Genomic DNA, 26,696 nt, shown 5'->3' on the forward strand with positions numbered 1-26,696 from the left:
TTGGTGCATGGCGGTTTTGGGCGGAAATCCGCAAAAAACCGACAGTCTGACTTTCGACGTTCAAATCGAGACCAGACTGAAATGCCAAATTCAACAAGTAAATCATTAACTTACGACGTCCTGGTGTGCAAACGTTGGGACACTACTGACCTTGTATCTTATTGCTGTGACGACTTGCTATGTCACACGAGGCGGGGATGTAGATGTAGCGCCCCGCCTCACCTTCGCGCCATACACAGATCTGACGGTAGCAAAGGCCTCGCCCTGCGCGATGAGCCTGCATTGACAAGCAAGGTAGATTGGCCTGAAGGGCGTGGCGCTTTATACGCGTAAGACGCCTATTAGGGTCAACTAAACCAGTAGTCCTCAAACGCGTTCAATGTACAGTCGCCCTACAAAGATGCGTGGAGAAGCGCTACATGTGATGACGTATGCTGGCATGCAGCGGGTCAACTCGTGCGGCCATTGGTTTGAGCGTGCCAGGGGGAGCATCAGTCCAGTGCAACACCCGTTCAATCCGGCGTGACATCAGCATGGTTATGGCACATAGTGAGATCAGTCCATTGCTGCCGCATGGGATGCCGCCAGAAAATCGCAAACAACCTATAACTCCCTGTCGTCATGCGGCCCATAGACCATCACGATGTTTCCGGGCAGGCCGTATTGACCCGCCAGCGGATGCAACTCCGCCCAGCCGTTTTCGATGGCCTGGGGAACCATGTCGGGGGGCAAGGTCATGTGCAGGCTGCCGTCACTGGGCGGGTGGATGTGGGCAAACTCCTTGCCGAACATGAAGGCCCCGAAGGACTGGCATCCGCATCGCGGCAAATAAAAGGCGCGCACTCCGGGAACAGACACCTGGCTCGGGCCAATTTCCACGCCGCCCAGGGACTGCCCCCTCTCGAAAACCAGCTCTTGCAGTTCCACCGGCGCATTCTGTTCAAGCTGCGTGTGCGGGTTGGTTGGCGTCGTTTGTGGGCGAGCGCCACGGCGCTGATGGCTGAGATAACTTGTCATGCGGTTCTCCGTCTTCGCGCTTCATCGTTTGTCGCTGCACACCTGCCGCGTGGGTTACAGGAAACACCCCCCGGCGACAGGCGCCTACCGGCCCAGCAAGCCACCGACACTTAGACCACGCCTTCTTGGCCGAACCTGAAGCTGGAGACGGTCACGCCGCCAAAGAAGCCTTCCTCGTGGTACGCGCACACGGCTTCATCATGCCCGGCGGCACCCACCGCCACCATCAAGGGCAGCAGATGGTCTTCTTGCGGATGGGCCACGCGGGCGACCGGCGCGTCTTGCCAGTCGATCAGCCGCTGCGCACGCTGGTGCGAATCGGTGGTGATCAAGGTCTGCTGCAGCCAGTCGTCGAATTGCTTTGACGGCACCGCAGCGGACGGCCCCATGCGGCGCATGGTTGTGGTAGCTCAGGCCGCTGCCGACGATCAGCACGCCCAGCTCGCGCAGCGGCGCCAGGGCACGGCCGACGGCCAGATGAGCCGCCGGGTCGTAGCCCGCGCGCAGTGACAGTTGCACGACCGGCACATCGGCCTGCGGGTACATCACCACCAGCGGCGCGAAGGTGCCGTGGTCGAAACCGCGCTGGGCATCAAGCCGCGCCGAGAACCCCGCGCCCTGGATCAACTGCCGCACCTGCCCGGCCAGCGTTGGCAGGCCCGGCGCCGGGTACTGGACGTGGTAGGTGTGTGCGGGGAAGCCAGAGTAGTCGTAAACCATGGGCGGCCGCGCGGCGGAGATCACGAGCACGGCCTTCGGTCGGGCGCCGAGCTGGCGCGGCATGTCCCGCAGAGACTGCGCCAGATGATCGTACATGCCGTTGGACTGCGCCATCATGTACGGCCAGGGTCCGCCGCCGTGCGAGATGAAGTAGGTCGGCAAGCGCTCCGTTGTCACGGGTATGGTCCGCTCTTACAGTGCTTTATGCGTGCCGTCGCAAAGCGCGCCGTTCTTGCTCTGCTTGCAGCCGCAAAAATACACCGTCTTGCTTCCATCGGCGCTGTACTTGGTCGGCACGAACTCGCCGCCCTTGTGGCTGCCGTCGCAGAACGGCTGCGACTTGCTGAGGCCGCAGGCACACCAGTAGTAATCCTTGTCTTTTTCCACGTCGATTGCGAACGGGGTGGCGGCGGCGATATGCGGCTTGCTCATGTTGCTCTCCTGAGGATGATTAAGAAGTGGTACTGCATTGGTTGAAGGCATCAACGAAAGCGCGGTTTATGGGCTGCCTCTTTGAGACTGGATGTCTACTCGACTGACCATGAGGAATAGCTTAATATTTCATTTTGGTTAATCAATAGCCGTAAAATTAATACATCATTTCCTCACAAGAAACCATAAATGGATCGTCTGACCAGCCTTCGCGTTTTCAGGGAAGTGGTCGAGGCCGGCGGCTTTTCCCGCGCCGCAGCGCGCCTGACCTTGTCTGCACCGATGGCGAGCAAGCATGTCGCCCAGCTCGAACGAGACCTCGGTGCGAGGCTGCTGCACCGGACCAGCCGCAAGCTCAGCCTGACGGAGGCCGGCGCGGTGTACTACGCACAATGCTGCGAGGCGCTCGACACGCTGCAGGCCGCCGAAGCGGCGCTTCGTCAAAGCGCGCAGGCACCGCGCGGACAATTGAAAATCAGCGCGCCCGTCTGGTGTGCAAACCGGCGTTTCGCCGACGTACTGGTGGCCTACCGCAACACATATCCCGAGGTGCTGGTCGACATGCGACTGGAGAACCGCAAGATCGACCTGGTGGCCGATGGCTACGACCTCGCACTGCGTGCCACGCGCGAACTGTCGCCGGCGCTGATTGCACGGCCGATTTGTCCCGTGCAGTTCCACCTGGTCGCAAGTCCGGCCTACCTGAAGCGTGAAGGATCTCCGCGCAGACCCGCCGATCTGGCCAGGTGCAGCGCCGTGGTGCCCAACTACGTGAACGTCGATGGCCTCGAAATGCAAGGGCCTGCCGGCAAGGCGCGAATCAAGCTGCATGCGGTGATGCGCTCGGACGACAGCACGCTCACCTATCACGCGGTGCACGCCGGCATGGGCGTGGCGCTCCTGCCCGAGTGGACGGTCGGCGACGATCTGGCCACTGGCAGCCTCGCGCGCGTGCTGCCGACCTACACGCTGCCCCCATTCACGCTGTATGCGGTTTACACGAATCGGCAGTACATGACACCCAAGCTAAGGACCTTCATCGACTTCTTCAGTGAAGCGCTTGGTGGTGGCAAGTCTGTGGCGCAATAGCCGGATCAATGAACTGGGACTGTTGTGAGCCCCGGACGTCGATCACTTCACCGCTGATCGTGCGCACAAAAACTGCGCCTATACAGACCGCACAAAATCAACGATGGACACGTCGGCAGCCAACACGCTGTTGCCGATCAATACGTTCCAGTGCGCTTCCGAGCCGTGGGCGATGCGCCACTCGTGCAGGCGCCGGGTCAGCAATTGCAGATCATATTCTTCGGCAACACCGATCGCGCCGTGCAGTGCATGGGCGATGGAGGCAACCAGCACCGCCGCCTCGCTGGTGCGGGACTTGGCCATCGCGGCGGCGAGCAGGGACGGCGCCGCAGCGTCAGTGTAAAAGGCCGCTTCGGCGGCCATTGAGGCCGCGGCGACGTGTTCAGCCATGACGCTCAACTGGTGCTGCACCGCCTGGAACTTGCCCAGCGTTTTGCCGAACTGGACGCGGTCATTGCAGTGTTGCAGTGTCATTTCGAACACGCGGGTCATGGCGCCGCTGAGCAGGGCGGCGTGCAAGGCCGCCGCGAACACCGGCAGCAACGGGCCCGCGCCGGGCACGTGCGTCACGGCGCTTTCATCGTCGGGCCAGCGCAGGGTGGCCGCAAGGCTCCCATGCACGCCGCTTGCCTCGCGCTGCGCCGCAGCCGCGGGCAGCAGCAGCAAGGCATCGCCATCTCGGGCCAGCACGAAATCAGCCACCTGGCCGTAAGGCGTCAAGGGACACACAATGGCGCCACCGGCCTCGCGCCGCAACGCAGCGGCCAGTGTGATCATGCCAGCGGGCATCGCACACGAAGGCCCAAGCAGCGCACGCGCCACTATCGTCTGGGCCACGGGCACCGGCACCGTGTAGCGGCCGAAGCTGCTCAGGATCGGGAACAGTTCAGCCAGCGCAAGGCCGGCGCCGCCTGCGGCCTCGGGGGCGATCAGTTCGAGGAAGCCGGCGCCTTGCAGCGCCTGCCACAGCTTGAGCGGCGAGCCGCCCGCTTCAATCGCGCGCACTACGGCGGGCGTGCATTGGTCCTGGAGAATGTCTTCAATCGCTTGTGCAAACATGGAATTCTTTCGTTTTCAACGCAGGCCCAGACCGCGCGCGATCATGCCGCGCAGGATCTCGCGCGTGCCGCCGCGCAGGGAATAGGTGGGCGCCACCTGGCTCACATAAGCCACGGCGCGGTACAACTCGGCGTCGACCAGGGCGTCCGGGTCCATGGCGATGGCGGCTTCGATCACGGCGGGAATGCTCTGCTCGAATTCGGTGCCAATGTCCTTGACCAAGGCCGCTTCGACCAAGGGGCTTTCCCCGTTGACGAGCTTGGCCGTGACGGCGATCGACATGTTGCGCAGCGTGGCCAGGTGCGTGGCGAATCGACCGATGGTGGCGGCGTGGGCAGACGCATCCGGACTGCGGCGCAGGCAGGTGATCCAGTGCTCAAGCAGCACGATGCTGGAGTACACCCGCTCCGGGCCGCTGCGCTCGAAGGCCAGCTCGGCATTGACCTGGGCCCAGCCATTGCCCTCATCGCCGACCAGGGCATCGTCAGCCAGCAGCACGTTGTCGAAGAACACTTCGGAAAAATGCGCATCACCCGCCAGGTCACGGATCGGGCGCACCGTCACGCCGGGCAATGCCAGGTCGACAATGAACTGCGACAAGCCCTTTTGCCGATCCTGCGGCTCGCCCGACGAGCGCACCAGGGCGATCATGTAATGGCAGTGCTGCGCATTGGTGGTCCATATCTTGCGGCCGTTCAAACGCCAGCCGCCTTCGCAGCGCGTCGCGCGGGTACCGACGCTGGCCAAGTCCGAGCCGGCATTGGGCTCACTCATGCCGATGCAGAAAAACGCCTCGGCGGCGCAGATTTTCGGCAGGTAGAACTGGCGTTGCGCCTCCGTGCCGAACTTGAGGATCAAGGGCCCGCTCTGGCGGTCGGCAATCCAGTGCGCGGAAACCGGGGCGCCGGCGGCCAGCAGTTCTTCCACCAGCACGAAGCGCGAGAAGGCGTCCAGGCTGGCACCGCCGTAGCGCGCGGGCAAGGTCACGCCGACCCAGCCCCGTGCGGCCAGCTTCTTGCTGAAGGCGGCATTGAAGCCCATCCATGAACGGGCCCGGATGTCGGCGGGCATTGGCTCAAGGCTGGATTTGAGAAAGGCCTTTACCTCGGCGCGAAATGAATTCGTCTCGGCGGGAAGGGTTGCGAGCCGAAAAGCGGACAGCAGGTTGTTCAAGAAATTTTCCTCCGTAGAATGGGTTCGCCGATCAGATCGGGCTGCGCTCCACCAGCTGGCTGGCGAACAGCTTGACCATGCCAGGTTCCAGGCCGTGTGCGAAAGCGGCCAGCTGGGCAGCGATGCTGGCAACCGGGCGGGCTGTCGTGTCGGCTGACATGTGGAATAGCCTTTCTTGTGTTCTTCGTATCACTCAGAGTGTGCCAAGCGCAGCAAGCGACTGGGCGTATTGCTTCTGCTGGTCCTGCACGCCGTTGACGCTGCCCCCGACCGGCCGCAGCAAGCCGTCGCGCAGGCCGTAGACCAGTCCGTGCACCTCGACTTGCTGCCCGCGCTCCCAGGCGCGGCGCAGGGTGGTGGTGCGGCACACGTTGCTGACCTGCTCGATCACATTCATCTCGCAAAGCCGCGCTGCGCGTTCGTCAACGCCGGAAATGCCGTCGAGCCGATCAGCGTGTTTGCGCGCCACATCCTCCAGATGGCGCAACCAGTTGTCGGCCAGACCGGTGCGGCGCTGTTCTATCACCGCCTGCACGCCGCCGCAGCCGTAGTGCCCCACCACAAGAACATGCTCGACCTTCAACACTTCGACCGCATACTGCAGCACCGTCAGGCAGTTCAGGTCGGAGTGCACCACCAGGTTGCCGACGTTGCGGTGCACGAACACCTCGCCAGGCCGCAGGCCCAAGATTTCGTTGGCCGGCACCCGGCTGTCGGAACAGCCGATCCACAGGTAGCGCGGCATCTGCTGGTGCGCCAGCCGCTCGAAGTACTGCGGATCTTCCGCAGCGCAGCGCGCCGACCAGGCACGGTTGTTCTCCAACAGAGGGGCCAGGCTGGACATGGCATCTCCCCGGAGCGACATCAGCGCCCCTTCCACACCGGCTTGCGCTTCTCGGCGAAGGCACGCGGACCCTCCTGCGCGTCCTCGCTGGCGTAGGCGGCGCGGTAAATGTTGTGCGCCAGCGCCATGCCGGCCTCGCAGCCAGCGCTCATCGCCGTCATGATCGATTCCTTGCCCGCCATCACCGACAGCGGCGCGTTGTCGCGGATGCGTTCGGCCAGCGCGGTGGCGCGGGCGCGCACCGCATCCGGCGTGTCTTCCAGGTAGTTTATGAAACCCAGCCCATGGAAGGTTTCGATCGGATACAGGTCGCCGGTCAGCACCATCTCCATCAGCAGCGGCTGCGGCAGCATCCATAGCAGGGGAATGGCCCACGGGCTACCGCGCCCGGCGATGCGGGTTTCGGTGATGCCGACCTGCGTGCCCTTGAGGCCCACGCGCAAATCCGAGTTCAGGCTCAGCATCATGCCGCCGGCGATCAGGTGGCCGGTCATGGCGGCGATGATGGGCTTGCTGACCCTGCGCTGGCGACCATGAAACGGGTCTTTCATCTTGGTGAGAATGTCCACGCCTTCTTCCTTCTTGACGCGCGAAGCCTCGCGCAGGTCGAGCCCGGCGCAGAAGGTGCCGCAGTCGGCCGAGGTCAAAATGGCGACGCGCACGTTCTTGTCGGCGTCCACCTCGCCCCACAGGTCGTGCAGCCGGTTGGCTGCGGCCGGTGACAGCGCGTTGCGCATCTCGGGCCGGTTGATCTTCACGGTGGCAATGCCATCGCGCACTTCGTACAGAACCATTTCTGCTTCACTCATATCCTGATCTCCTGGTAAAAAATTGCTTGCTCCGCTCATAGGGCCGCTGATTCGTCAGCGCCTTTGTTGCGTGGTTCACGGCGTGACCTATTTCACGCGTTGTAGACCATGTCACCTTCTCTTCGTGCGACTTCAGAACGCACAAGCTCTTGCGTCAACTGTTCCATCCAGTGCTCGATGGGAACCGAAGGAACAAACCTCTGGTGAATGCGCTGGAAGTAGCTGGTGTTGGCGGCCCACTCGACAAAATCAGCAAAAGGCAGTTGCTGCTGCTCCAGCAGTTTGAACTTCAGCAACACCTTGACCGCGTGATGCGCATGCCGCTCAGGGTTCTTGACGAAGGCGTTGAGGCGCTCACGCGCGTTGGCCAGCACCTCAGCACGGTAGCCGAATACCGGACCGTGGCCGGGAATGACCCAGCACGGGTCAAGCCGCTCGATCAGGTCGAATGTGGCGGCCACTTCGTCGAATGCGGTTTCACCATCGAGCTCCGGAAACACCACGCCGAAGCCTTTTTCCCACAAGGCATCTGCCGAAATCAAGGTTTGGGACCGGGGCTCAAACAGAATGACGGAATGGGGATCATGGCCCGGTGCCGCATGGACTTGCCACGGCGTATCGGCCAGCTGGATTTCCGTGCCCGGTAAAAGAAGGCCATCGAACTTGAACCGGGGGCAGTGTTGCCCGGATGGCACATAGTTCAGGGCGACGGGGTCCCACGACGAGACAAGTGATGCATGGCCTGGCGGAATGAGGGTTTGAAGTTCTGGATAACTGCGCTGGAGGGCGGCATTGCCGCCACAGTGGTCGCTGTGCAGATGCGTATTGAGCAGCAAGTCCAGCGGCCGCTGCTGCAAAGCGGCGCTGACCAGCCCGGTGGTTTGTTCCGCGTGCGTGCTGTAGCCACTGTCAACGAGTGCGCTGGACGCCGATCCAAGGAACAGAATGTTGTTGGAGGACAGCCAGCCGCGCTCAAAAACTTGAATACCGTTCGGAAGTTGGATGCTGGTCATTGGCCGTCTCGGACACGTCATTTTTAACGGTTGATAACACCAAGTTTGCAGAGATGGGCGCGCATGGTGGATTTACCGCCGCTTATTCCGCGGTGCCCTCGGACTCAACCACGGCCACCACCAGGCCGCGCTCGACCATCTGTCCGGCCTGCACCGACAGCGAGCGCACCACCCCATCGTGGTCGGCATTGATGCGCAGCTCCATCTTCATCGACTCCATCGTCGCCACCACGTCGCCGGCGCGCACCCGTTCGCCAACCGCCACATGGGTTTTCAGGATCATCCCCATCATCGGCGTGCGCAACTGGCCGCTGGCTTGGCGGCCGGTGGCGGCCTGGCTGAGGTAGGAGGTCACGCCGATGGCGTGGGCGGTGCCGCCGCCCTGCACAAACACGGTATCGTCGCTGCGCACGATGGTCAGCACCTCATGCCGATCCCCCATGCGCAAACGCCAATCGCCCCCGGCGATGGCGGTCAGCGCCAGGCGAACCCGCTCGGCGCCGATTTGCACCGTCACTTCGGGCTCGGGCGAGACGGCGCCGAACCGGGCCTCGTGCGTTGTGCCGCCCGAGTGCAGCAACAGCGCCGGAACCGGCGTGAGCCGGTCGTCGCCGGCGTGCATCTGCCAGCCCGTCACGTCCAGGGCCGACCAGGCCCCGAATTGCTTGCCGCTGCGCCGCGCATCGAGCAACCACCAGGCCGCCGCCGCGGCCATCCGCTCCAGCGGCGCGCTGCTCGCGCCCTGACTCCCCTCGGCCAGCACCTCGTCAATCAGACGGGTGTGGAAGCTGGCGTCGCGCGTGGCGGGCAGGGCCAGCAGGCGCTGCAGAAAAGCGCAGTTGGTTTCGACGCCATGCACCTGGGTTTCGCCCAGCGCCCCACTCAGACGGTCCAGCGCCGCATCGCGCGTGGGCGCATGAACGATCAGCTTGGCCAGCATCGAGTCGTAGTACGGCGTGACCGCCATGCCGGCCCGCACACCCGATTCGACCCGCACGCCAGAAGCCGGGAACCGCACCGCGATCAGCTCGCCGGTGGAGGGCAGGAAATTTTGCGCCGCATCCTCGGCGCAGACCCGCGCCTCGACCGCGTGGCCCTGCACCCGCACCTCGCCCTGGCGCAAGGGCAGCCCCTCGCCGGCGGCAATGCGCAGCATGACCTCCACGATGTCGATGCCCGTCACCTCTTCGGTCACCGGATGCTCGACCTGCAGCCGCGGGTTGACTTCGAGAAAGTGGTGCCGCTCGCCCTGCACGATGAATTCCACCGTGCCGACACCGCGGTAGCGCAGCCGCTGCCCCAGGCGCACCGCGTCACCGAGCATGGCCTCGCGCAGCGCCGGAGCCAGGTTCACAGCTGGCGCCTCTTCAATGACTTTTTGATGGCGCCGCTGCAGCGTGCATTCGCGCTCGAACAGGTGAATCACTTCGCCATGGCCGTCGCCGACGATCTGCACCTCGATGTGACGCCCGCGCTCGACAAAGGCTTCGACGATCAACGCCGCATCGCCAAAGGAACTCCTGGCTTCGCGCATGGCCGACTCGATGGCCTCCATCAGCCCGTCCAACTGCTGCACCACCCGCATGCCCTTGCCGCCGCCACCGGCGGCGGCTTTCAGAATCACCGGCAGTGGCAATCCGCGCACGATGGCCGCCACTTCGGCCGCATCGCGGCTCGGCAGCTCGCTGCCGCCGAGCACGGCCACGCCGGCGGCGCGCGCCTCGCGCTTGGCCGAGGCCTTGTCGCCCAGGCGCTCAATGACCTCGGGCGTCGGGCCGATAAAGACCAGGCCGGCCGCCTCGACCGCGCGCGCGAACGCCGCGTTCTCGGCCAGAAAGCCAAAACCCGGATGAATGGCCTGCGACCCGGTGCGCCGGGCCGCATCGATCACCGCATTGATGCGCAGGTAGCTCTCGGCCGCCGCTGCCCCACCGATTTCGATAGACTCGCCGATCAGGTCGACATGCAGCGCATCGCGATCAGCGCTGGAATGCACGCCGGCCACCGCAATACCGAGGCGCTGGCAGGTGCGTGCGATGCGGCAGGCGATTTCGCCGCGGTTGGCGATCAGGATTTTTTTAAACACGGCGGCCTCCCGCAGCGATCAGGATTTTTTTGGACATGTCAGCCTCACATCCTAAACACGCCGAAGTGCGTGTCGCGCTGCGGCACACGGCCCGCCAGCTCCAGCAGCAAGGCCATGGTGTCGCGTGTTTCCAGAGGGTCGATGACCATGTCGCACCACAGGTTGGAGGCGTAGTTGTAGGGACTGGAAAAGCTCTCGAACTGCTCGCGTATCGGTTGCTTGAATTGCTCGCGTTCTTCGTCGCTCCAGCTTGTGCCCTCGCGCCGGTGGATGTTCTCGCGCACCATGGTCAGCGTGGTGGCCGCCTGCTCGGGGCCCATCAGCGCGGCACGGCCGGTGGGCCACATCATCATCACATTCGGCTTGAACGGGCGTCCGCACATGGCCAGGTAGGCCGCCGCGTACGAGCCGCCGGTGATCAGCGTGTAGCGCGGCACGTTGGCCGAGGCCATGGCCGTCATGAACTTGGCACCGTGCTTGGCAATGCCCTGCTGCTCGACCGCTTTACCGACCATGAAGCCCGACACATCGGCGATGAACAGCAGCGGAATGTCGCGCTGGCAGCACAACTCGATGAAGTGCGCGCCCTTGAGCGCGCTCTCGGAGAAGATCACGCCGTTGTTTGCCAGAATACCAATCTGGAAGCCCTTGATGCGGGCAAAGCCGCAGATCATGGTGTCGCCATACAGCGGCTTGAACTCCTGCAGGTCACTGTCGTCGATCAGCCGCAGCAGCACTTCACGGTTGTCGGTCGGATGCCGGTTGTCGGCGCTGACAATGCCGTAGATCTCGCGCGGGTCATGGCGCGGCGGCAGCGGCGCAGCCACATCCCAGCGCTGCCTGGCCACGGTGCCGAGGTTGGCCACGATGCCGCGCACGATGGCGATGGCATGGCCGTCGTTCTCGGCCAGATGGTCAGTGACGCCGCTGATGCGGCTGTGCATATCGCCGCCGCCCAGGGTTTCAATGTCAACCTCTTCCTTGGTGGCGGCATACACCAGTTCGGGCCCGGCAAGGAACATCGCGCCTTGATTGCGCACGATCACCGCCTCGTCGCACAACGCCGGCAGATAGGCGCCGCCGGCGGTGGACGGGCCGTGCACGGTCGCGATCTGGGTGATGCCCTCGGCCGACATGCGGATCTGGTTGTAAAAAATTGAGCCGAATTGCCCGTCGTCGGGGAAAATATGCGCCTGCTCCGGCAGGTTGGCGCCGCCCGACTGGACCATCGTGATGCACGGCAGCCGGTGCTGCCAGGCGAACATCTGGGCCCGCACATGCTTTTTGGCAGTGATGCCGTAGTAGGTGCCGCCCTTGACCGTGGCATCGTGGATCATCAGCATGCAGGCGCGCCCGCACACCAGCCCCACGCCGGTGATGATGCTGCCACCCGGTGGCACGCCCTCGTACAGGCCGTCGCCGGCAAGCTGCCCGAACTCGAGGAAGGGCGATCCGGGGTCGAGCACGGCGGCCAGACGCTCGCGCGGCAGCAACTGCTTGCGCTTCTTGTGCAGCAAGCGCGCCTTTTCGGGGCCGCCGATCAGGGCACGTGCGCGGCGTTCATGCAGATCGACAATGCGCGCCTCGTAGGCTTCACGGTTGCGCTGGAACTCGGGCGAGTTCGGCGCGGCGGTAGATGTCATCAAGCTCATCGAAGCTTGCGCTTTAGATCGAGATGCCGCCGCCGCAGATCAGCGTCTGGCCGCTGACGTAGTTCGATTCGGGAATGCACAGCAGGTAGACCGATCCGGCCGCCTCCTCGGGCGTGCCACCGCGACCCAGCGGAATGGTGCGCTCCATCATTTCCAGCAGATCGGGGTTGACGCCGACCTTGATCTTGCGGCCTTCGACATCAATCGATGCGTTGCCGCCGGCCGAAGCTTCGGTCAGCCGCGTCTTGATCATGCCAAAAGCGACGGCGTTGACGTTGACCTTGTAGCGCCCCCACTCCTTGGACAGCGCCTTGGTCAGGCCGATGATGCCGGCCTTGCCCGCCGAGTAATTGGCCTGGCCCGCGTTACCGCCGGTGCCGGCGATGGATGAGATGTTGACCACCTTGCGGAACACCTCCTGCCCGGCTTCGGCTTCCTTGCGCGAGGTGACGCGGATGAACTCCGCGGCGGCGCGCAAAATCTTGAACGGCGCGGTCAGATGCACATCAATAATGGCGTTCCACTGCTCGTCGGTCATCTTCTGAACCACGTTGTCCCAGGTGTAGCCGGCGTTGTTGATGATGATGTCCAGGCCGCCGAAGCTGTCAATCGCGGTCTTGACGAAGCGATCAGCGAAACCGTCGGCGGTGACGCTGCCCACGCAGGCCACGGCAATGCCGCCGGCCTTCTTGATGTCGGCCACGGTCTGCTCTGCCGGGGCTGCGTCGAGGTCGTTGACGACCACTTTGGCGCCTTCGCTGGCCAGCTTCATGGCGATGGCACGGCCGATGCCGCGGCCCGAACCTGAAACGATGGCCACTTTGCCTTCGAGTTTTTTCATGATGTGTGTCCTTGCTTGTGATTAAAAGGAAAAAAATAAAAAGTCGGGCCGCCAAACGGCAGTCTCAGTTCAAGGCAACCAAAGCCTCGCCGGACAGCGTGATTTCGCCTGTCGCCTTCGTCGCGCTGATTTGAACGCGCACGCAGGGTCGGCCTGCATGCTCGAGCTTTTCAACCACCTTGCCACTGCAGCGCACGCGGTCGCCGAGATGGGTCAGGGCCGCGAAGCGCACGCCATAGCTGAGGATCTGGCGCTGCGGCACCCATTCGGTGAGCGCGCGCCCGAGGTAGGCCATCGACAACATGCCGTGCGCGAACACATCCTTCATCCCCGCGCCGTGGGCGAAGTCGATGTCAATGTGGATCGGGTTGTGGTCGCCCGACGCACCGGCGAACAGGGCCAGGGTGGTGCGGCTGATCGGCGGCAGTTCCAGCACGGGCATGTCGTCACCGACATCAATGATTTTTACTTGAACGTTCATGAATATTCCTTCAGGCGTGGCGCACGACAATCACCGAGTGCAGGTCGGAGACATGCTCGCCGAGTTGATTGGTGACCTTCGTGTCGTTGACGACAAACTCGAGTGCGCCGCCCTTCTTGTCGTAGATGTCGGCGACCCGGGTCTGGAAGCGCAGCGTGTCGCCAGCGCACACCGGGGCGTGGTAGTCGAAGCGCTGCTCGCCGTGCAAGACCTTGCGCAGGTCGATCTTGAGCGTGTCGAGCAACTTCATCAATACCCCCGAATCGCTCTCGGCGCCAAAGATGAAGGTCGGCGGCGCCACGACGTTGCGGTAGCCAGCGGCCTTGGCGGCGGTCGCGTCGAGGTGGATCGGATCGGTGGCACCGATCACCTCGGCGAAAAAGCGGATGCGCCCCTTCTCCACATCCCACAGCGTAGGCGGCACCTCGTAACCGATGAATTTCTTGTCAATCATGGGACTCCAGCTCCTGGTTTTCTGCGCCTGTGCTCATGCGGCCTGGTAAAGCGTGACGACGCAAGCGCCGCCCAGCCCGAGGTTGTGCTGCAAGGCCACACGGGCGCCCTTGACCTGGCGTTTGTCCGCCGTGCCGCGCAACTGGTGCGTCAGCTCGTAACATTGCGCCAGGCCGGTGGCACCCAGCGGATGGCCCTTAGACAGGAGGCCGCCAGACGGATTGGTCACGACCTTGCCGCCGTAGGTGTTGTCACCGTCCAGGACGAACTTCTCGGCACCGCCCTCCGGACACAGGCCCAGCGCCTCGTAGGTGATCAGTTCGTTCTGCGCGAAGCAATCGTGCAGCTCGACCACGTTCACGTCCTGCGGACCGATACCGGCCTGCTTGTACACCTGCTGCGCCGCCTCGCGCGCCATGTCGAAGCCGACCACGCGCATCATGTCTTTGGATTCGAAAGTGCTGGGGAAATCGGTCGTCATCGCCTGGGCAGCAATCGAAACGCGCGTATCGAGCCCGTGCTTTTTGGCGAAGGCTTCGGAGCAGATCACCGCAGCAGCGGCCCCGCAGGTCGGCGGACAAGCCATCAGGCGGGTCATCACGCCCTCCCACAGCACCGGTGCGTTCATCACGTCATCGACCGAGACCTCCTTGCGGAACAGCGCCAGCGGGTTGTTCGCCGCGTGACGGCTGGCCTTGGCGCGAATGCTGGCAAATGTCTCCAGCTTGGTGCCGTACTTGTCCATGTGCGCCTTGCCGGCACCGCCGAAGTAACGAATAGCCAACGGAATTTCCGCGTGCCCGACGATCTCGGCGGTGGCCCGGTCAAACTCCTCGAACGGCGTCGGCCTGTCCTCGAACTGGGCCTTGATGGCACCGGCGGCCATCTGCTCGAAGCCCAGGGCCAGCACGCACTCGGCGGCACCGCTTTCGACCGCCTGGCGCGCCAGAAACAGCGCCGTCGAACCGGTGGAGCAGTTGTTGTTGACGTTGACGATGGGTATGCCGCTCATGCCCACCGGGTAGAGCGCCCGCTGGCCGCAGGTGGAATCCCCATACACATAGCCAACATAGGCTTGCTGGATCATGGGGTACTCGAGGCGCGCATCGGCCAAGGCTTGGCGCACGGCCTTCTCTCCCATCACGTGATAGGGCTCACTGGCGCCCGGTTTGGTGAACGGGACCATGCCCACACCAGCAACGATGACTTTACGACTCATAACTCTAACTCCTCAGGTTGAAGCGTCGTCTGACGCTGATGAATGGTCGCGCCGCGAGCGGCATGACCTGATAGGTGTCACGGGTGAATGCAGCACGGCCGTCCTGTCCCGATCATGTGGCTACCCATTGGCGCTCGATCTCATGACGCTGTATCTTGCCCGTGCTGCTGCGCGGGAACGCGGCGGCATCGATAAACCGAATGTCCTTGGGAACCTTGTAGCCGGCCAGCTGCGCGCGGCACCACTGCATCAGAGCCTGCGCGTCTGCGGCGGCTCCGGGCTTGAGCGCGACGAAGGCCAAGGGCACTTCTCCCCAGTGCGCGTCACTTCGTCGTACCACGGCGGCGTCGAGCACCGTCTCATGCGCGAGCAGTACGCGCTCGATCTCCGCAGGATAGATGTTCTCGCCCCCCGACTTGATCAGGTACTTCGCACGGTCGACGAAATTTAGCGAGCCGTCAGCCTGCCGAACGAACAGGTCGCCCATGTGGAACCAGCCGCCGCGAAAGTCGATCGCATTGACCTCGGGAGCATCCCAGTAGCCCGAGAACAGCGTCGGTCCACGGATCGCCAGTTCACCAGGCACGCCGACAGGCACGTCGCGGTCATCGGCATCGACGAGGCGGATGCGGCAAAAACCCGACTCGCGCTTAGCCAGACTTTCGGGCACGACGCCTTGCGCCAGCAGAACTCCGGAAGCCGGCGCCAAGCCCGTCTCCGTCGCGCCGAAGCTGTTAAGGTAGGGAGCGCCAATCAGGCGCGTGAGTTCGGCGATCTGCTGCAGCGGTACCAGATCGGCCATCGCACCGACCATGCGAACACTGCGGATGCGCGGCCGGTTGCGCTTCAGACCATCGATTAGCGGCTCTATCATGCCTGGCATCGCCACCAGCCAGCTGATCGGTTCGCGCTCAAGTACCGCGCACAGACCGTCAGCATCGAACCCGTCGTGAATCACCACCTTGCCACCCAACATCAGGGTAGCGAGGCTAAAGTCGGTGGCTGCCATGTGGAACAGCGGCGACCAAGCCAGAAAGTTGCGGTCGGCACCAATGCCGAATTCAGCGGAAAAACACATCGCGCGCGCAACCATCGCGCGGTGGCTGATCACCGCCCCCTTGGGAACGCCGGTGGTGCCGCTCGTGTAGAGAATAACCAGACCCTGTGCGGGATCAACATCGATTTGCGGGTCGCTCTCAGGCGCCGTAGCCAGCAATTCCTCGTAGCGCGCGTCGATGTCGATCACTTGGGGCACGCCATGATCGATGCGCGCGAGCATCGGCGCATGGCGCGCCGACACAAGCACAACGCGCGGCGAAACCAGGCGCACGCAATGCGTCATTTCAGCATCGGCCAGGCGCCAGTTCAGGCAGGCCACGATGGCGCCCAGCTTGGCAGCTGCCAACTGGGTTTCGAGGTATTCGCGGCGATTCTCCGACAGCAGTGCCACACGGTCACCCATCGCAACGCCATGCTGAACCAGTACATGGGCCAATCGATTCACGCGCTGATCAAGCGCTTGGTAGCTCAGCGCACCCCGTTCATCCTCGACAGCCATCGATTCGGCACGGACGGCCACCTGCTTGCGTAACAGGTCGGCCACCGTCAATGAATATGCACCGATTCCGTCTCCCATGTACACCGCCTCCCGTTCTGGCACTCCGAGTGAGTGTCAGCGACGTATCCTACCAAACGCTTGACAGTTTTACAATACCCCATTAAATTCGCATCAACCCAAAGGAGGTCTCGTCCGCGCAGGCTCGCTCTGGTGCGCGCCGTGGCTCATTGACCCACAACCCAAACACTGATTGGCATCCCAACATGGCCGCCCCTCGCAGTTTTGCTCTCTCCGCCGACGACCGCGCCGTGCTCGAAGCCGCCGACAAGTTCGCGCGCAAGGAATTCGTGCCACTCGCGCGCCGCATGGACGACGAGGAATGGTGGCCGCCGGATATTTTCCAAAAAATCGGCACGGCCGGCTTCATGGGGGCCACCGTGCCTGCCGAGCATGGTGGCGCGGGCATGGACCTGTTCAGCTCGGGCCTGATCTGCCAGGCCTTTGCGCGCTGGAACCCCGCCATCGCCTTGTCCTGGGCGGCGCACGATAACCTGTGCGTCAACAACATCTTCCGCAACGCCAACGAGGCGCAGCGCCGCCAGTACCTGCCCGGCCTGTGCAACGGCACAAAAATCGGCGCGCTCGGCCTGACCGAACCCGGCGCCGGCTCCGACGCCCTGGGCGCCATGCGCACCAGCGCGCGCCGCGAGGGCGACCACTACATCCTCAACGGCACCAAGATCTACATCACCAACGGCCCGGTCGCCGACGTGCTGCTGGTTTACGCCAAGACCGCGCCGGAGTTGGGTGCCAAGGGCATCTCGGCCTTCATCGTCGAGAAGGATTTTCCCGGCTTCAAAGTGGCCCAAAAACTGATCAAGATGGGCTTTCGCGGCAGCCAGACCGGCGAGCTGGTGTTCGACGACTGCCGCGTGCCGGTGGCCAACCTGGTGGGCAAGGAAAACGAAGGCGTCAAGATCGTCATGAGCGGGCTTGATCTGGAACGCGCCCTGGTGGCCGGCTTGTGCGTGGGCATCTGCGAACGTGCGCTCGAATTGAGCGTCGAGTACGCCAGGACGCGCGTGCAGTTCGGCAAGCCGATTGGCAGCTTCCAGATGGTGCAGGCCATGCTGGCCGAGATGTACACCGAGATCGAGGCCATGAAGACCCTGGTCTGGCGCACGCTGGCCGAGGTCAATGACCTGGAAATAGGCGGCGGTGGCCGCGGCGATGCCCACAAGCTGACCGCCGCCTCCATCCTGTATGCGGGCGAGGCCTGCAACCGCGTGCTCAACAAGGCGGTGCAAGTGCACGGTGGCAGCGGCTACATCTGGGAGTCCGAGATCAACCGCCTGTTCCGCTGCATCAAGATCCTGGAGATCGGCGCGGGTACGTCGGAGGTGCGCAAGATGATCATCGCCGAAGAGTTGCTGCGCGGCTGATGCCCGGGATACATGACGATGCAGCCCTTCTCAGCCATTCACTTCGATCAGCGCGGCGCCGTGGCGTGGATCACGCTGAACCGGCCCGATGCGATGAATGCCCTGTCGGAGACGATGTGCGCCGAATTGCGCGATGCGACCGAGCGTTGCGAGCGTGACCCGGCCATCCGGGTCATCGTGCTGACCGGCGCTGGCCGCGCCTTCTGTGCCGGCGCCGACCTCAAGGGCGTGTTCGAGAGCAGCACTGGCGAACCCGGCCCAAGCGACCCGATGGGCGAGTTTCTCGATCTCGTCGGCGGCATGATGGATAGTCTGCGCGCGTGTCCCAAGCCCACCATTGCGGCGCTGAACGGACTGACGATGGCCGGCGGGCTGGAGCTGGCCATGGCCTGCGACCTGATCATCGCCGCCGACAGCGCCCGCATCGGCGACGCGCATGCCAATTTCGGCGTGTTTCCGGGCGCTGGCGGCGCGGCGATCCTGCCACGGCGCATCGGTGCCACCGCCGCCAAATACCTGCTGTTCACCGGCGACACCCTGCCCGCACGCGAACTGGTTCCGCTGGGCCTGGTGAACCGCGTGGTGCCCGATGCCGAGCTGGTGTCCGAGGTCGAAAAACTCGCCTTGCGCATCGCCAGCAAGAGCCCGCTGGTGCTGCGCCGCATGAAACAGGCCGTGGCGGACGGTCTTGAGCAGCCACAGGCTTCGGCACTGCGGCTGGAGCGGCTGGTGCTCGACGCGCACCGCCATTCGCACGACATACAAGAGGGCCTCGCGGCTTTCGTCGGCAAGCGTACGCCCGATTTCAAGGGCTACTGATTTCACCCCACTCCTTCTGAATGGACGCATTACCATGACCAGCCCGCAAGCCGCCGTTTACATTGCCGGCGTCGGCATGACGCCGACCGGCAAGTTTCTTGACCGCGATATCAAGCAACTGACCGCCGCTGCCGTGAACGCCGCCCTGGCCGATGCCGGACTGTCCGTCAGCGACATCCAGTCGGCGTATTTCTCCAACGCCACCCAGGGCGCGCTCGAAGGCCAGACCATGATCCGCGGCCAGATTGCGTTGCGCACGATGGGCTTCGAATTCATCCCGATCTTCAACATCGAAAACGCCTGCGCCAGTGCCAGCTCGGCCTTCAACTTGGCGGTGCAGTACGTGCGCTCGGGGGCAGGCGAGATCGCGCTGGCCATTGGTGCCGAGAAAATGTTTTGCGCCGACAAAGCCAAAATGTTCAGCGTCTTCGATGGTGCCTGGGACGTGGCCATGGTCGAGGAGAACAAGCGTAGACTGCTGCAAATGGGGCACGGTATCGAGCCGCCCGATGGCTCCACGTCGAAAGCGCCCTACAGCCTGTTCATGGACATCTACGCCGCCTTTGGTCGCTTTCACATGCGCGAGTTCGGCACCACGCAGCGACAAATTGCCGCCGTTTCGGCCAAGAACCACGGCCATTCGGTGCACAACCCGCTGGCGCAATACCGCAATGCCTACACCATCGAAGAGGTACTGGCCGCGCCACCGATCACCTATCCTCTGACGCTACCCATGTGCGCGCCCATCAGCGATGGCGCAGCCGCAGCCATTGTCTGCTCGGAGGCGGCGCTGGCCCGTCTGACCGACCGTCGGCGCGCCATCAAAGTGCTCGCCTCGGTGGTGACCACCGGCACCAACCGCCGACCGGAAGACGTGGCCCAGCACATCACCGTCAAGGCGTCCAGACGCGCCTACGAACTCGCCGGCATCGGCCCGCAGGACATCTCGCTGGCCGAGGTGCACGATGCCACCGCCATCGGCGAAATCGTGCAGAGCGAGAACCTTGGTTTCTGCAATTTCGGCGAAGGTGGGCGACTTGCAGAAAGTGGCGGTACGAGCATTGGCGGCCGTATTCCCATCAATACCTCGGGCGGACTGGAATCCAAAGGGCACCCGATCGGCGCCACCGGACTGGGCCAGTTGCACGAACTGGTCACGCAACTGCGTGGAGAAGCGGGAGCCCGCCAGGTTCAGCGCGCACGACTCGCCATCGCCGAGAACGGTGGCGGGCTGTTCGGCCTGGAGGAAGCAGTGGCCGCGATCACCATCCTCGGTCGTTGAAGGGAAAAAGATGAATTTGCATGACAAGGTGGCCATCGTCACAGGTGGTGCTTCAGGCTTGGGGCGCGCGGTGGCTGATGCGCTCGCCGCAGGCGGCGCACGGGTGTCATTGTTCGACCGCGACAGCGAGCGTGGTGTGCAGGCAATCACCGAGCTGGGTTCTGCCGCCATGTTCGAGCAGGTAGATGTCACCAGCGAGTCACAGGTGCAGGCGGGCATCGACGCAACCTTGGCCCGCTTTGGTGCCATTCACATTTGCATCAACTGCGCTGGCGTACCCGACGCAGCCAAGACCGTTTCCGACGGAAAACCCTTTCCCCTGGCACTGTGGGACAAGGTGATTGCCGTCAACCTGACCGGCACGTTCAACGTGCTGCGCCTGGCCGCCGTGGCGATGGCGCGCAATGAGCCTGAGGGCGATGAGCGCGGCGTCATCATCAACCTGTCGTCCGGTGCCGCACAGGACGGCCAGATGGGACAGGCGGCCTACGCCGCCAGCAAGGCCGGGGTGATCGGCCTCACGCTGCCGGTGGCACGCGACCTGGCCGATCTGGGCATCCGCTGCGTGGCGGTTGCACCGGGCTTGTTCGAAACGCCGATGGTCGCGGGCCTGCCAAAGAAAGTCGCGCAGGCCATCGTTGACAGGATGATTCTGTTCCCGCGCCGCATGGGTCAAGCCAGCGAGCTGGCCCACCTGGTGCGATCCATCGTCGAGAACCCCTATATCAACGCTACCTGTTTGCACATTGATGCCGGCGCACGCATGAGCGCGCGCTGAACGAGACCGACAACACACCGAGACCAACACCATGAATTTCCTCCCCACCGAAGAACAGCGCATGGCCGTGGAAGGCTTCACTCGCTTCCTAGAAACCGAACTGCGCCCGATTGTCGAACGCTACCAGCCCGACAAGCTGATTGAAAAAGAGTTGATGCTCGAGATCTTCCAGAAGATGCTGCCCTACGGCATGGGCGGCAACGGCATCATTGCCGAGGAACATGGCGGCTTGGGCATGCCGTGGCTCACCTATGCACTGATGTACGAGCAACTCGCGCGCGTCTCAGGCGACGTGGCAATCTCGCTTCTGATTCAGCAGCTCGGCGCCTATTCGCTGGAGGTCTGCCCGAACGTAGCCATGCGCGAGAAGTATTTGCCACGCATGGTACGCGCCGAAATCATTGCCTGTAGCGGTATCAGTGAGCCTGGGGTCGGCTCCAACGTGGCTGAAGTCACCTGCCGTGCCCAGCGCGATGGCGACCACTACATTGTCACCGGGGAGAAAACCTGGATATCCAACGGCCACTACTCCGACTTTTGCATGGTCATCGTGCGCACCTCAAAAGAAGGTTCGGGCGCCATCTCGATGATCCTGGTGGACCGCGCCGAACACGGCTACGAAAGCCGCAACATCGACAAGCTGGGGCTCAACAGCACTTCGACCGCGCAACTGTTCTTCGACGGCGCGCGCGTGCCGGCTGCCAACATGATGATAGCCCCCGGCACTGGCCTGAAGAACACCATGGTGCTATTCGAGAAAGCGCGTCCGATGGTCGGCCTCACCTCGGTGGGCATCGCACAGGCGGCGCTCGACAAGGCGGTGGCCTATTCGAAGGAACGCCGCCAGCATGGCAAGCCAATCGGCGGTCATCAATTGATCCAGGGCATGCTGGCCGAAGCCGCCACCGAACTCGACGCCGCACGTCTGCTGGTCTACCGCGCCTTCAACCTGATCGACCACGGCGTGCGCAGCGAAGTGCAAAGCGCCATGGCCAAATGGTATGCCACCGAGATGGCGGTCAACGTCACGTCGAAAGCAGTGCAGATTCACGGCGGCAACGGCATCACCAGGGACTTCGGCGTTGAATTGTTATTCAGAAACGCTCGCATGATGCCGATTCCCGACGGCACCACCGAAATCCAGAAACTCATCATTGGCCGCGCCCTGACCGGCATCAACGCCTTCTCTTGACCCATGACCTCCAACCCCTCCATTAGCCCGTCCAGCGAGGCTTCAGTGCTTCAGGCGCGGGACATCACCTTGCGCTTTGGCGGTGTCACCGCGCTGGCCGAGGTCGCCATCGACGTGCGTGACAACGAACTGCTGGCCATCATCGGCCCCAACGGCGCAGGCAAGAGCTCGCTGATGAACGTGCTGAGCGGATTTTACCAGCCGCAACAAGGCAGCGTGCACTACCGTGGTCAAGACATCAAAGGCCGCGCGGTGCACCAGATCGCGCGCGACGGCATGGTGCGCACTTTTCAGGGCACCCATTTGTTCTCCAACATGAGCGTGATCGACAACATCCTGGTTGGCCGCCACAGCCAGATGCGATCAAGTCTGGCGCAGGCATTTCTCTACTTTCCCTGGACCCAGCGCGAAGAAACCCTGCACCGGGAGGCGGTCGAGGAAATCATCGACTTCCTTGAAATTGAAAACATCCGCCACCAGCCGGTAGGCGCACTCGGCTACGGTCTTCGCAAGCGCGTTGACCTGGGCCGTGCGTTGGCGATGGAACCCAAGGTGCTGCTAATGGATGAACCGATGGCCGGTATGAACACCGAAGAAAAAGAAGACCTGGCCCGCTTCATCATAGACGTGCGCGAGGCCAAGCGTATCCCGGTGGTGCTGGTGGAGCACGACATGGGGGTAGTAATGGATCTGGCTGACCGCGTGGCGGTGCTCGACTTCGGCCGCAAGATCGCCGACGGCACGCCGGCACAGGTGCAGGCCGACCCGGCCGTGATCCAGGCCTACCTGGGAGCTGCGGCATGAGCGCGACCCACCCCACCCCGGTATTCGTCCCGACCCTGCCACAGAAGTTGTACGCCCACGCCCAGGAACATCCGAAGCGGCTGGCGCAACGCGTCAAGCGCAAAGGCGTGTGGCGCTGCTATACATGGGCCGACGTGTTTGATCGCACGCGCAACATTGCGCTTGGCGCGGCGGCGCAGGGCCTGCAGCGCGGCGAAACCGCGATCATGATCGGCGAGAACGAACCCGAGCATTACTGGGCGCTGTTTGCGGCCCAGTCACTGGGCGCCAAAACCGTGTCGGTCTACCCTGACGCCACCGTCGACGAACTGCATTACCTGTGCGAGGATTCAAAGGCCCGTTTCATCTTCGCGCAGGATCAGGAGCAGGTCGACAAGGCGCTCGCGCTGCTGGAGCGGCTGCCCGACATCCGGGGCATAGCCTACTGGGACAACTCGGGCATGTGGTCGTACCGGCATCCGCTGCTGCAATCCTTTGATGACTTGACCGCTGAAGGACGGCGCCAGCACGAGCGGCACCCGCAGCGCTTCGAACGCGAAGTCAACGCCGGCCAGGCGGACGATCTGGCGCTGCTGACCTACACATCCGGCACCACCAGCAAGCCCAAGGGCGTGATGATCAGTCACCGCTGGTTGATGGACAACGCGCTGCGCATGAGGAGTTCTTTGCCGTTGCAAGCCGGCATGGAATACATGTCCTACACCCCGCTGGCCTGGATCACCGAGCAACTGCTGGGCGTGACCCTCGGACTGACCTTGCCGCTGGTCATCAACTTCCCGGAAGGTCCTGACCAGGTCTTGCCCAACCTGCGCGAACTCGCGCCGCACATCGTGCTGTTCGGCCCGCGTCAGTGGGAGAACATCGCCGCCACCATCGAGGCGCGCATGCTCGCCGCGAGCTGGATGGCGCGCGGCATCTACCGCTGGAGCATACGCATCGGCCACGACGTGCATGTGGCGCGGCTCGAAGGGCGGACGGCACCGTGGCTGTCGCGCCTGCTGCTGCCGGTAGCCGAAGCGCTGGCCCTGCACCCAGTGCGCGATCAGTTTGGCTTTATTCGCAGCGATGTCGCGGTTTCAGGCGGCACCGCCATGGCACCCGACGTGTTTCGTTTATTTCACGCCATGGGCGTCCACTTGCGCAATATTTATGGCTGCTCGGAGTTTGGCCTGATTGCCGGCCACCGCGGCGAGCGCTACGACCTCGAAACCGTGGGCCCGCTGCTGGATGTGGACCCTGCCTTCGGCGCGCCGCTGGAATCGCGCATCGAGGACAACGGCGAGCTGCTGCTGCGCGGCGGTACCGGCTTTCTCGGCTACTGGGGCAAGCCCGACAAGACCGCCACCATCCAGCGCGACGGCTGGTACGTCAGCGGTGACGCAGTGCGCAAGACCGGACGCGGAGAACTCGTGTACCTCGACCGCGTGGAACACTTGGTCAAACTCGCCAGCGGTCACCCGTATCCCCCGCAGTTCATCGAGACGCGGTTGCGCTTTTCACCCTTCATCAAGGACGTGATGGTGCTGGGCGACGCCACCCGGCCCTGGGTTGGCGCGCTGATCAACATCGACATGGCGGTGACCAGCCGCTGGGCCGAGGAGCGGCGCATCGCGTTCTCCACCTTCACCGACCTGTCGCAGCGGCCCGAGGTGCGGCAACTGGTGCAGGGCGAAATCCGCCGCATCAACAAACTGCTGCCCGAAAGCTCGCGGGTGGTGCGCTTCGCCAATTTTCCGAAGGAGCTCGACCCCGACGAAGGCGAACTCACCCGCACGCGCAAGCTGCGCCGCGAGTTTCTCGAGGTGCGCTATCGGGCGCTGATTGACGGACTGTATGCAGGCGCCGCCGACATTGCCTGCGAAATCGCCGTGACCTACCAGGACGGCCGCCAGGGCGTGTTGCGCGCAACCGTGGTGGCCACCGACATCGACCAGACACACACACCATGATCATCGAATTCATCAACTACACCATCAACGGCGCGCTGCTCGGCCTGCTGTATTCGCTGGTGGCCATGGGCTTTGTCGTCATCTACCGCGCCAGCAAGGTCTTCAATATGGCGATCGGCGAGATGATCGTGCTGGGCGCCTTCCTGCTGTGGTGGGCGATCCAGTCGCGCGGCATGCATCCGGCGCTGGGCATCGCCGTTGCACTGGGCATTTCTGTGCTGATCGGGCTGGCGATTGAACGCCTGTTGTTCAGGCGCCTGATTGGCGAGTCGGTGTTCTCGATGATCATGGTCACCATCGGGCTGCTGATCCTGATGCGCGGACTGGTGCTGGTGATCTGGGGTCCGCAGGAGCGCCAGTTCCCCGCCATCTTTCCCCTCACGCCAATCATCTTGGGCGAGATGATCATCCCGCGCTCGCTCGCCATTGGTGGCCTCATCGCGGTGCTGGCGGCCGTGGCGCTGCACTGGTTCTTCAACCGGAGCCGCACCGGGCTGGCCATGTCGGCGGTGGCCGAAGACCACCAAATCGCGCTGGCCATGGGCATCAGCGTGCGTCGCTCCATCGCCTTCGCCTGGGCGCTGGGTGGGGTGCTGTCGGTGATCACCTCGATGGTCTACCTGAGTGGAAAATCGCTGACTTTCATGTCTTCCGAGATCGGCTTCGCCGCCCTGCCGGTGGCGCTGCTGGCCGGGCTCGAATCCATCGGCGGCCTGCTACTGGCCGGCATCATCGTCGGGGTTGTGCAGGGGCTGACTGCCGCCTACATCGACCCGCTGATCGGCGGCAACGCCGCCGCCGTCGTCCCCTATATCTTCATGCTGGTGGTGCTGGTGGTCCGTCCGACCGGCATGTTCGGCTGGAAACGCATTGAAAGAGTCTGACCCATGGATCCCTCCGGCATTTTTTCCACCAGCTATGCGCGCGACCGCGCGCTGATCCGCACGCGCGCCCAGTGGGTCACCCTGGCCCTGTTCATCGGAATTCTGCTGATCTACCCCTGGTTCGCCTCGGCGCGTCTGGTAGCCGTAGCCAACCTGATGCTGGTCACGTCCATCGTGGTGGTCGGGCTGCAGATCACCACCGGCTACGCCGGGCAGATCAACCTGGGCCAAGCCGCCTTCATGGGGGTCGGCGCCTACGCCGCCAGTGTGGTCGAGGTGAAGGCCGGGCTGCCGTTCTGGGTGGCGGTGCCGGTGGCGGGCCTGGTAGCGGCGCTGGCCGGCTGGCTGTTCGGCATGACGGCGGCGCGCATCAAGGGCTTTTACCTTGCGCTGACCACCATCGCGGCCCAGTTCATCTTTCACTTCATTGTGCTGAATCTGCCCTCAGCCTGGCTCGGCGGCGTCAATGGCTTCAGCCTGGAGCCGGCCCGGCTGGGCACATTTTTGTTCAACACTGATCGTTCGCTGTATTACCTGTTTCTTGTCGTCACCATGATGATGGTATTCGGCGCTTTCGGCATCCTGCGCAGCCGTCACGGGCGCGCCTTCGTCGCTGTGCGCGACGACGATGTGGCCGCCGGCATGATGGGCGTTGACGTGGCCGGCGCCAAGTCGCGTGCCTTTGTGCTCGGCGCTTTTTACGCCGGCATCGGCGGTGCACTGTGGGCCTACCAGGTGCGCTTCGTCTCGGTCGATCAGTTCACGCTGTTCAACTCGATCTGGTTCATTGCCATGATGATCGTCGGCGGGCTCGGCTCGATCGTCGGGGCACTGATCGGCACCGTGCTCATCCGTGGCGTGCAGGAGACCATCACCAGCCTCGGGCCTGACCTGGTCGAGCGCATCCCCAGCCTGAGCAGCGACCTGATCTTCGCCAGCATGAATGTGTTTCTCGGCCTCATCATCACGCTGTTCCTGCTGCTTGAACCGAAAGGCCTGATGCACCGCTGGAACATCCTGAAAACCAACTACCGGCTCTGGCCGTTTCACCACTGAGCCCGCCCAGCACAGCGAGTCGCAATCCCCCCGCCCCTTTCCCC

At 63.5% G+C, this 26,696-nt stretch carries 25 protein-coding genes and 1 pseudogene; 10 read left to right on the plus strand and 16 right to left on the minus strand.

All coding sequences use genetic code 11. The features are described from left to right. Nucleotides 1-603 precede the first annotated feature (603 nt). From B7G52_RS20345 to B7G52_RS20355, 3 genes and pseudogenes are all read right to left on the minus strand, one after another. Complete coding sequence (locus B7G52_RS20345) at nucleotides 604-1,017, minus strand: luciferase family protein (protein ID WP_096699502.1); 414 nt, start codon at nucleotides 1,015-1,017, stop codon at nucleotides 604-606. Nucleotides 1,018-1,127: 110 nt separating this feature from the next. After that, nucleotides 1,128-1,851, minus strand: a pseudogene (locus B7G52_RS20350) (class III extradiol ring-cleavage dioxygenase). A gap of 78 nt (nucleotides 1,852-1,929) precedes the next feature. After that, complete coding sequence (locus B7G52_RS20355; RefSeq protein WP_096699504.1) at nucleotides 1,930-2,169, minus strand: CDGSH iron-sulfur domain-containing protein; 240 nt, start codon at nucleotides 2,167-2,169, stop codon at nucleotides 1,930-1,932. A gap of 189 nt (nucleotides 2,170-2,358) precedes the next feature. Between B7G52_RS20355 and B7G52_RS20360 the strand changes: the two genes are divergently transcribed. Then, nucleotides 2,359-3,258 (plus strand): LysR family transcriptional regulator, encoded by a 900-nt coding sequence (locus B7G52_RS20360; protein ID WP_096699506.1) that lies wholly within the window; start codon nucleotides 2,359-2,361, stop codon nucleotides 3,256-3,258. A gap of 78 nt (nucleotides 3,259-3,336) precedes the next feature. On the opposite strand, the gene B7G52_RS20365 is transcribed toward B7G52_RS20360, so the two are convergent. The 13 genes from B7G52_RS20365 to B7G52_RS20420 form a co-directional block, all read right to left on the minus strand. After that, nucleotides 3,337-4,317 (minus strand): acyl-CoA dehydrogenase family protein, encoded by a 981-nt coding sequence (locus tag B7G52_RS20365; protein ID WP_096699508.1) that lies wholly within the window; start codon nucleotides 4,315-4,317, stop codon nucleotides 3,337-3,339. A gap of 15 nt (nucleotides 4,318-4,332) precedes the next feature. Then, entirely contained in the window at nucleotides 4,333-5,490 is a 1,158-nt protein-coding gene (locus B7G52_RS20370) for an acyl-CoA dehydrogenase family protein (RefSeq protein WP_096699510.1), read from the minus strand. Nucleotides 5,491-5,521: 31 nt separating this feature from the next. Then, a complete protein-coding gene (locus tag B7G52_RS24350) occupies nucleotides 5,522-5,650 on the minus strand; it encodes a hypothetical protein (protein WP_255250069.1) in 129 nt (42 codons plus the stop codon). 33 nt (nucleotides 5,651-5,683) lie between these two features. Continuing rightward, nucleotides 5,684-6,334 (minus strand): carbonate dehydratase, encoded by a 651-nt coding sequence (can, locus tag B7G52_RS20375; protein WP_096699530.1) that lies wholly within the window; start codon nucleotides 6,332-6,334, stop codon nucleotides 5,684-5,686. A 20-nt stretch (nucleotides 6,335-6,354) separates the two neighbouring features. Next, nucleotides 6,355-7,143: an enoyl-CoA hydratase/isomerase family protein gene (locus tag B7G52_RS20380; protein ID WP_096699512.1), complete on the minus strand. Its 789-nt coding sequence runs from the start codon at nucleotides 7,141-7,143 to the stop codon at nucleotides 6,355-6,357. Nucleotides 7,144-7,235: 92 nt separating this feature from the next. After that, the gene (locus tag B7G52_RS20385) at nucleotides 7,236-8,156 is read right to left on the minus strand and encodes an MBL fold metallo-hydrolase (RefSeq protein ID WP_096699514.1); all 921 of its coding nucleotides are present in this window, start codon (nucleotides 8,154-8,156) and stop codon (nucleotides 7,236-7,238) included. Nucleotides 8,157-8,238: 82 nt separating this feature from the next. Further along, the gene (locus tag B7G52_RS20390; protein WP_096699516.1) at nucleotides 8,239-10,242 is read right to left on the minus strand and encodes a biotin carboxylase N-terminal domain-containing protein; all 2,004 of its coding nucleotides are present in this window, start codon (nucleotides 10,240-10,242) and stop codon (nucleotides 8,239-8,241) included. Nucleotides 10,243-10,286: 44 nt separating this feature from the next. Continuing rightward, a complete protein-coding gene (locus B7G52_RS20395) occupies nucleotides 10,287-11,894 on the minus strand; it encodes an acyl-CoA carboxylase subunit beta (protein ID WP_096670237.1) in 1,608 nt (535 codons plus the stop codon). A 13-nt stretch (nucleotides 11,895-11,907) separates the two neighbouring features. Further along, nucleotides 11,908-12,735: an SDR family NAD(P)-dependent oxidoreductase gene (locus tag B7G52_RS20400; RefSeq protein ID WP_170954822.1), complete on the minus strand. Its 828-nt coding sequence runs from the start codon at nucleotides 12,733-12,735 to the stop codon at nucleotides 11,908-11,910. Nucleotides 12,736-12,799: 64 nt separating this feature from the next. Further along, on the minus strand, nucleotides 12,800-13,216 hold the full coding sequence (locus tag B7G52_RS20405; protein ID WP_096699518.1) for a MaoC family dehydratase: 417 nt from the start codon (nucleotides 13,214-13,216) through the stop codon (nucleotides 12,800-12,802). A gap of 10 nt (nucleotides 13,217-13,226) precedes the next feature. Beyond that, a complete protein-coding gene (locus B7G52_RS20410; RefSeq protein WP_096699520.1) occupies nucleotides 13,227-13,670 on the minus strand; it encodes a MaoC family dehydratase N-terminal domain-containing protein in 444 nt (147 codons plus the stop codon). Between the two features lie 33 nt (nucleotides 13,671-13,703). After that, a complete protein-coding gene (locus tag B7G52_RS20415) occupies nucleotides 13,704-14,888 on the minus strand; it encodes a lipid-transfer protein (RefSeq protein WP_096699522.1) in 1,185 nt (394 codons plus the stop codon). A gap of 112 nt (nucleotides 14,889-15,000) precedes the next feature. Next, nucleotides 15,001-16,524 carry a class I adenylate-forming enzyme family protein gene (locus B7G52_RS20420; protein ID WP_096699524.1) on the minus strand — a complete coding sequence of 508 codons (1,524 nt, stop codon included), beginning with the start codon at nucleotides 16,522-16,524 and terminating at the stop codon, nucleotides 15,001-15,003. A gap of 185 nt (nucleotides 16,525-16,709) precedes the next feature. Here B7G52_RS20420 and B7G52_RS20425 point away from each other — a divergent pair, with 185 nt between their 5' ends. From B7G52_RS20425 to B7G52_RS20465, 9 genes are read left to right on the plus strand one after another with little or no spacing between them, the layout of a single operon-like run. Next, entirely contained in the window at nucleotides 16,710-17,888 is a 1,179-nt protein-coding gene (locus B7G52_RS20425; RefSeq protein WP_096670225.1) for an acyl-CoA dehydrogenase family protein, read from the plus strand. A gap of 12 nt (nucleotides 17,889-17,900) precedes the next feature. Further along, entirely contained in the window at nucleotides 17,901-18,707 is an 807-nt protein-coding gene (locus B7G52_RS20430) for an enoyl-CoA hydratase/isomerase family protein (protein WP_096670223.1), read from the plus strand. A gap of 34 nt (nucleotides 18,708-18,741) precedes the next feature. Next, nucleotides 18,742-19,989 (plus strand): thiolase family protein, encoded by a 1,248-nt coding sequence (locus B7G52_RS20435; protein WP_096670221.1) that lies wholly within the window; start codon nucleotides 18,742-18,744, stop codon nucleotides 19,987-19,989. A gap of 10 nt (nucleotides 19,990-19,999) precedes the next feature. Then, nucleotides 20,000-20,767 (plus strand): SDR family NAD(P)-dependent oxidoreductase, encoded by a 768-nt coding sequence (locus B7G52_RS20440; RefSeq protein ID WP_096670219.1) that lies wholly within the window; start codon nucleotides 20,000-20,002, stop codon nucleotides 20,765-20,767. Nucleotides 20,768-20,798: 31 nt separating this feature from the next. Beyond that, nucleotides 20,799-21,959 carry an acyl-CoA dehydrogenase family protein gene (locus B7G52_RS20445; protein ID WP_096699526.1) on the plus strand — a complete coding sequence of 387 codons (1,161 nt, stop codon included), beginning with the start codon at nucleotides 20,799-20,801 and terminating at the stop codon, nucleotides 21,957-21,959. A gap of 3 nt (nucleotides 21,960-21,962) precedes the next feature. Continuing rightward, entirely contained in the window at nucleotides 21,963-22,763 is an 801-nt protein-coding gene (locus B7G52_RS20450; RefSeq protein WP_170954823.1) for an ABC transporter ATP-binding protein, read from the plus strand. Continuing rightward, a complete protein-coding gene (locus tag B7G52_RS20455) occupies nucleotides 22,760-24,712 on the plus strand; it encodes a long-chain fatty acid--CoA ligase (RefSeq protein WP_096699528.1) in 1,953 nt (650 codons plus the stop codon). The genes B7G52_RS20450 and B7G52_RS20455 overlap by 4 nt, the downstream gene beginning before the upstream one ends. Continuing rightward, a complete protein-coding gene (locus tag B7G52_RS20460) occupies nucleotides 24,709-25,596 on the plus strand; it encodes a branched-chain amino acid ABC transporter permease (protein ID WP_170954824.1) in 888 nt (295 codons plus the stop codon). The genes B7G52_RS20455 and B7G52_RS20460 overlap by 4 nt, the downstream gene beginning before the upstream one ends. Nucleotides 25,597-25,599: 3 nt before the next feature. Continuing rightward, on the plus strand, nucleotides 25,600-26,652 hold the full coding sequence (locus tag B7G52_RS20465) for a branched-chain amino acid ABC transporter permease (protein ID WP_096699529.1): 1,053 nt from the start codon (nucleotides 25,600-25,602) through the stop codon (nucleotides 26,650-26,652). Nucleotides 26,653-26,696: the final 44 nt, after the last annotated feature.

The organism is Polaromonas sp. AER18D-145, from assembly GCF_002379095.1.
Taxonomy (GTDB): domain Bacteria; phylum Pseudomonadota; class Gammaproteobacteria; order Burkholderiales; family Burkholderiaceae_C; genus Polaromonas.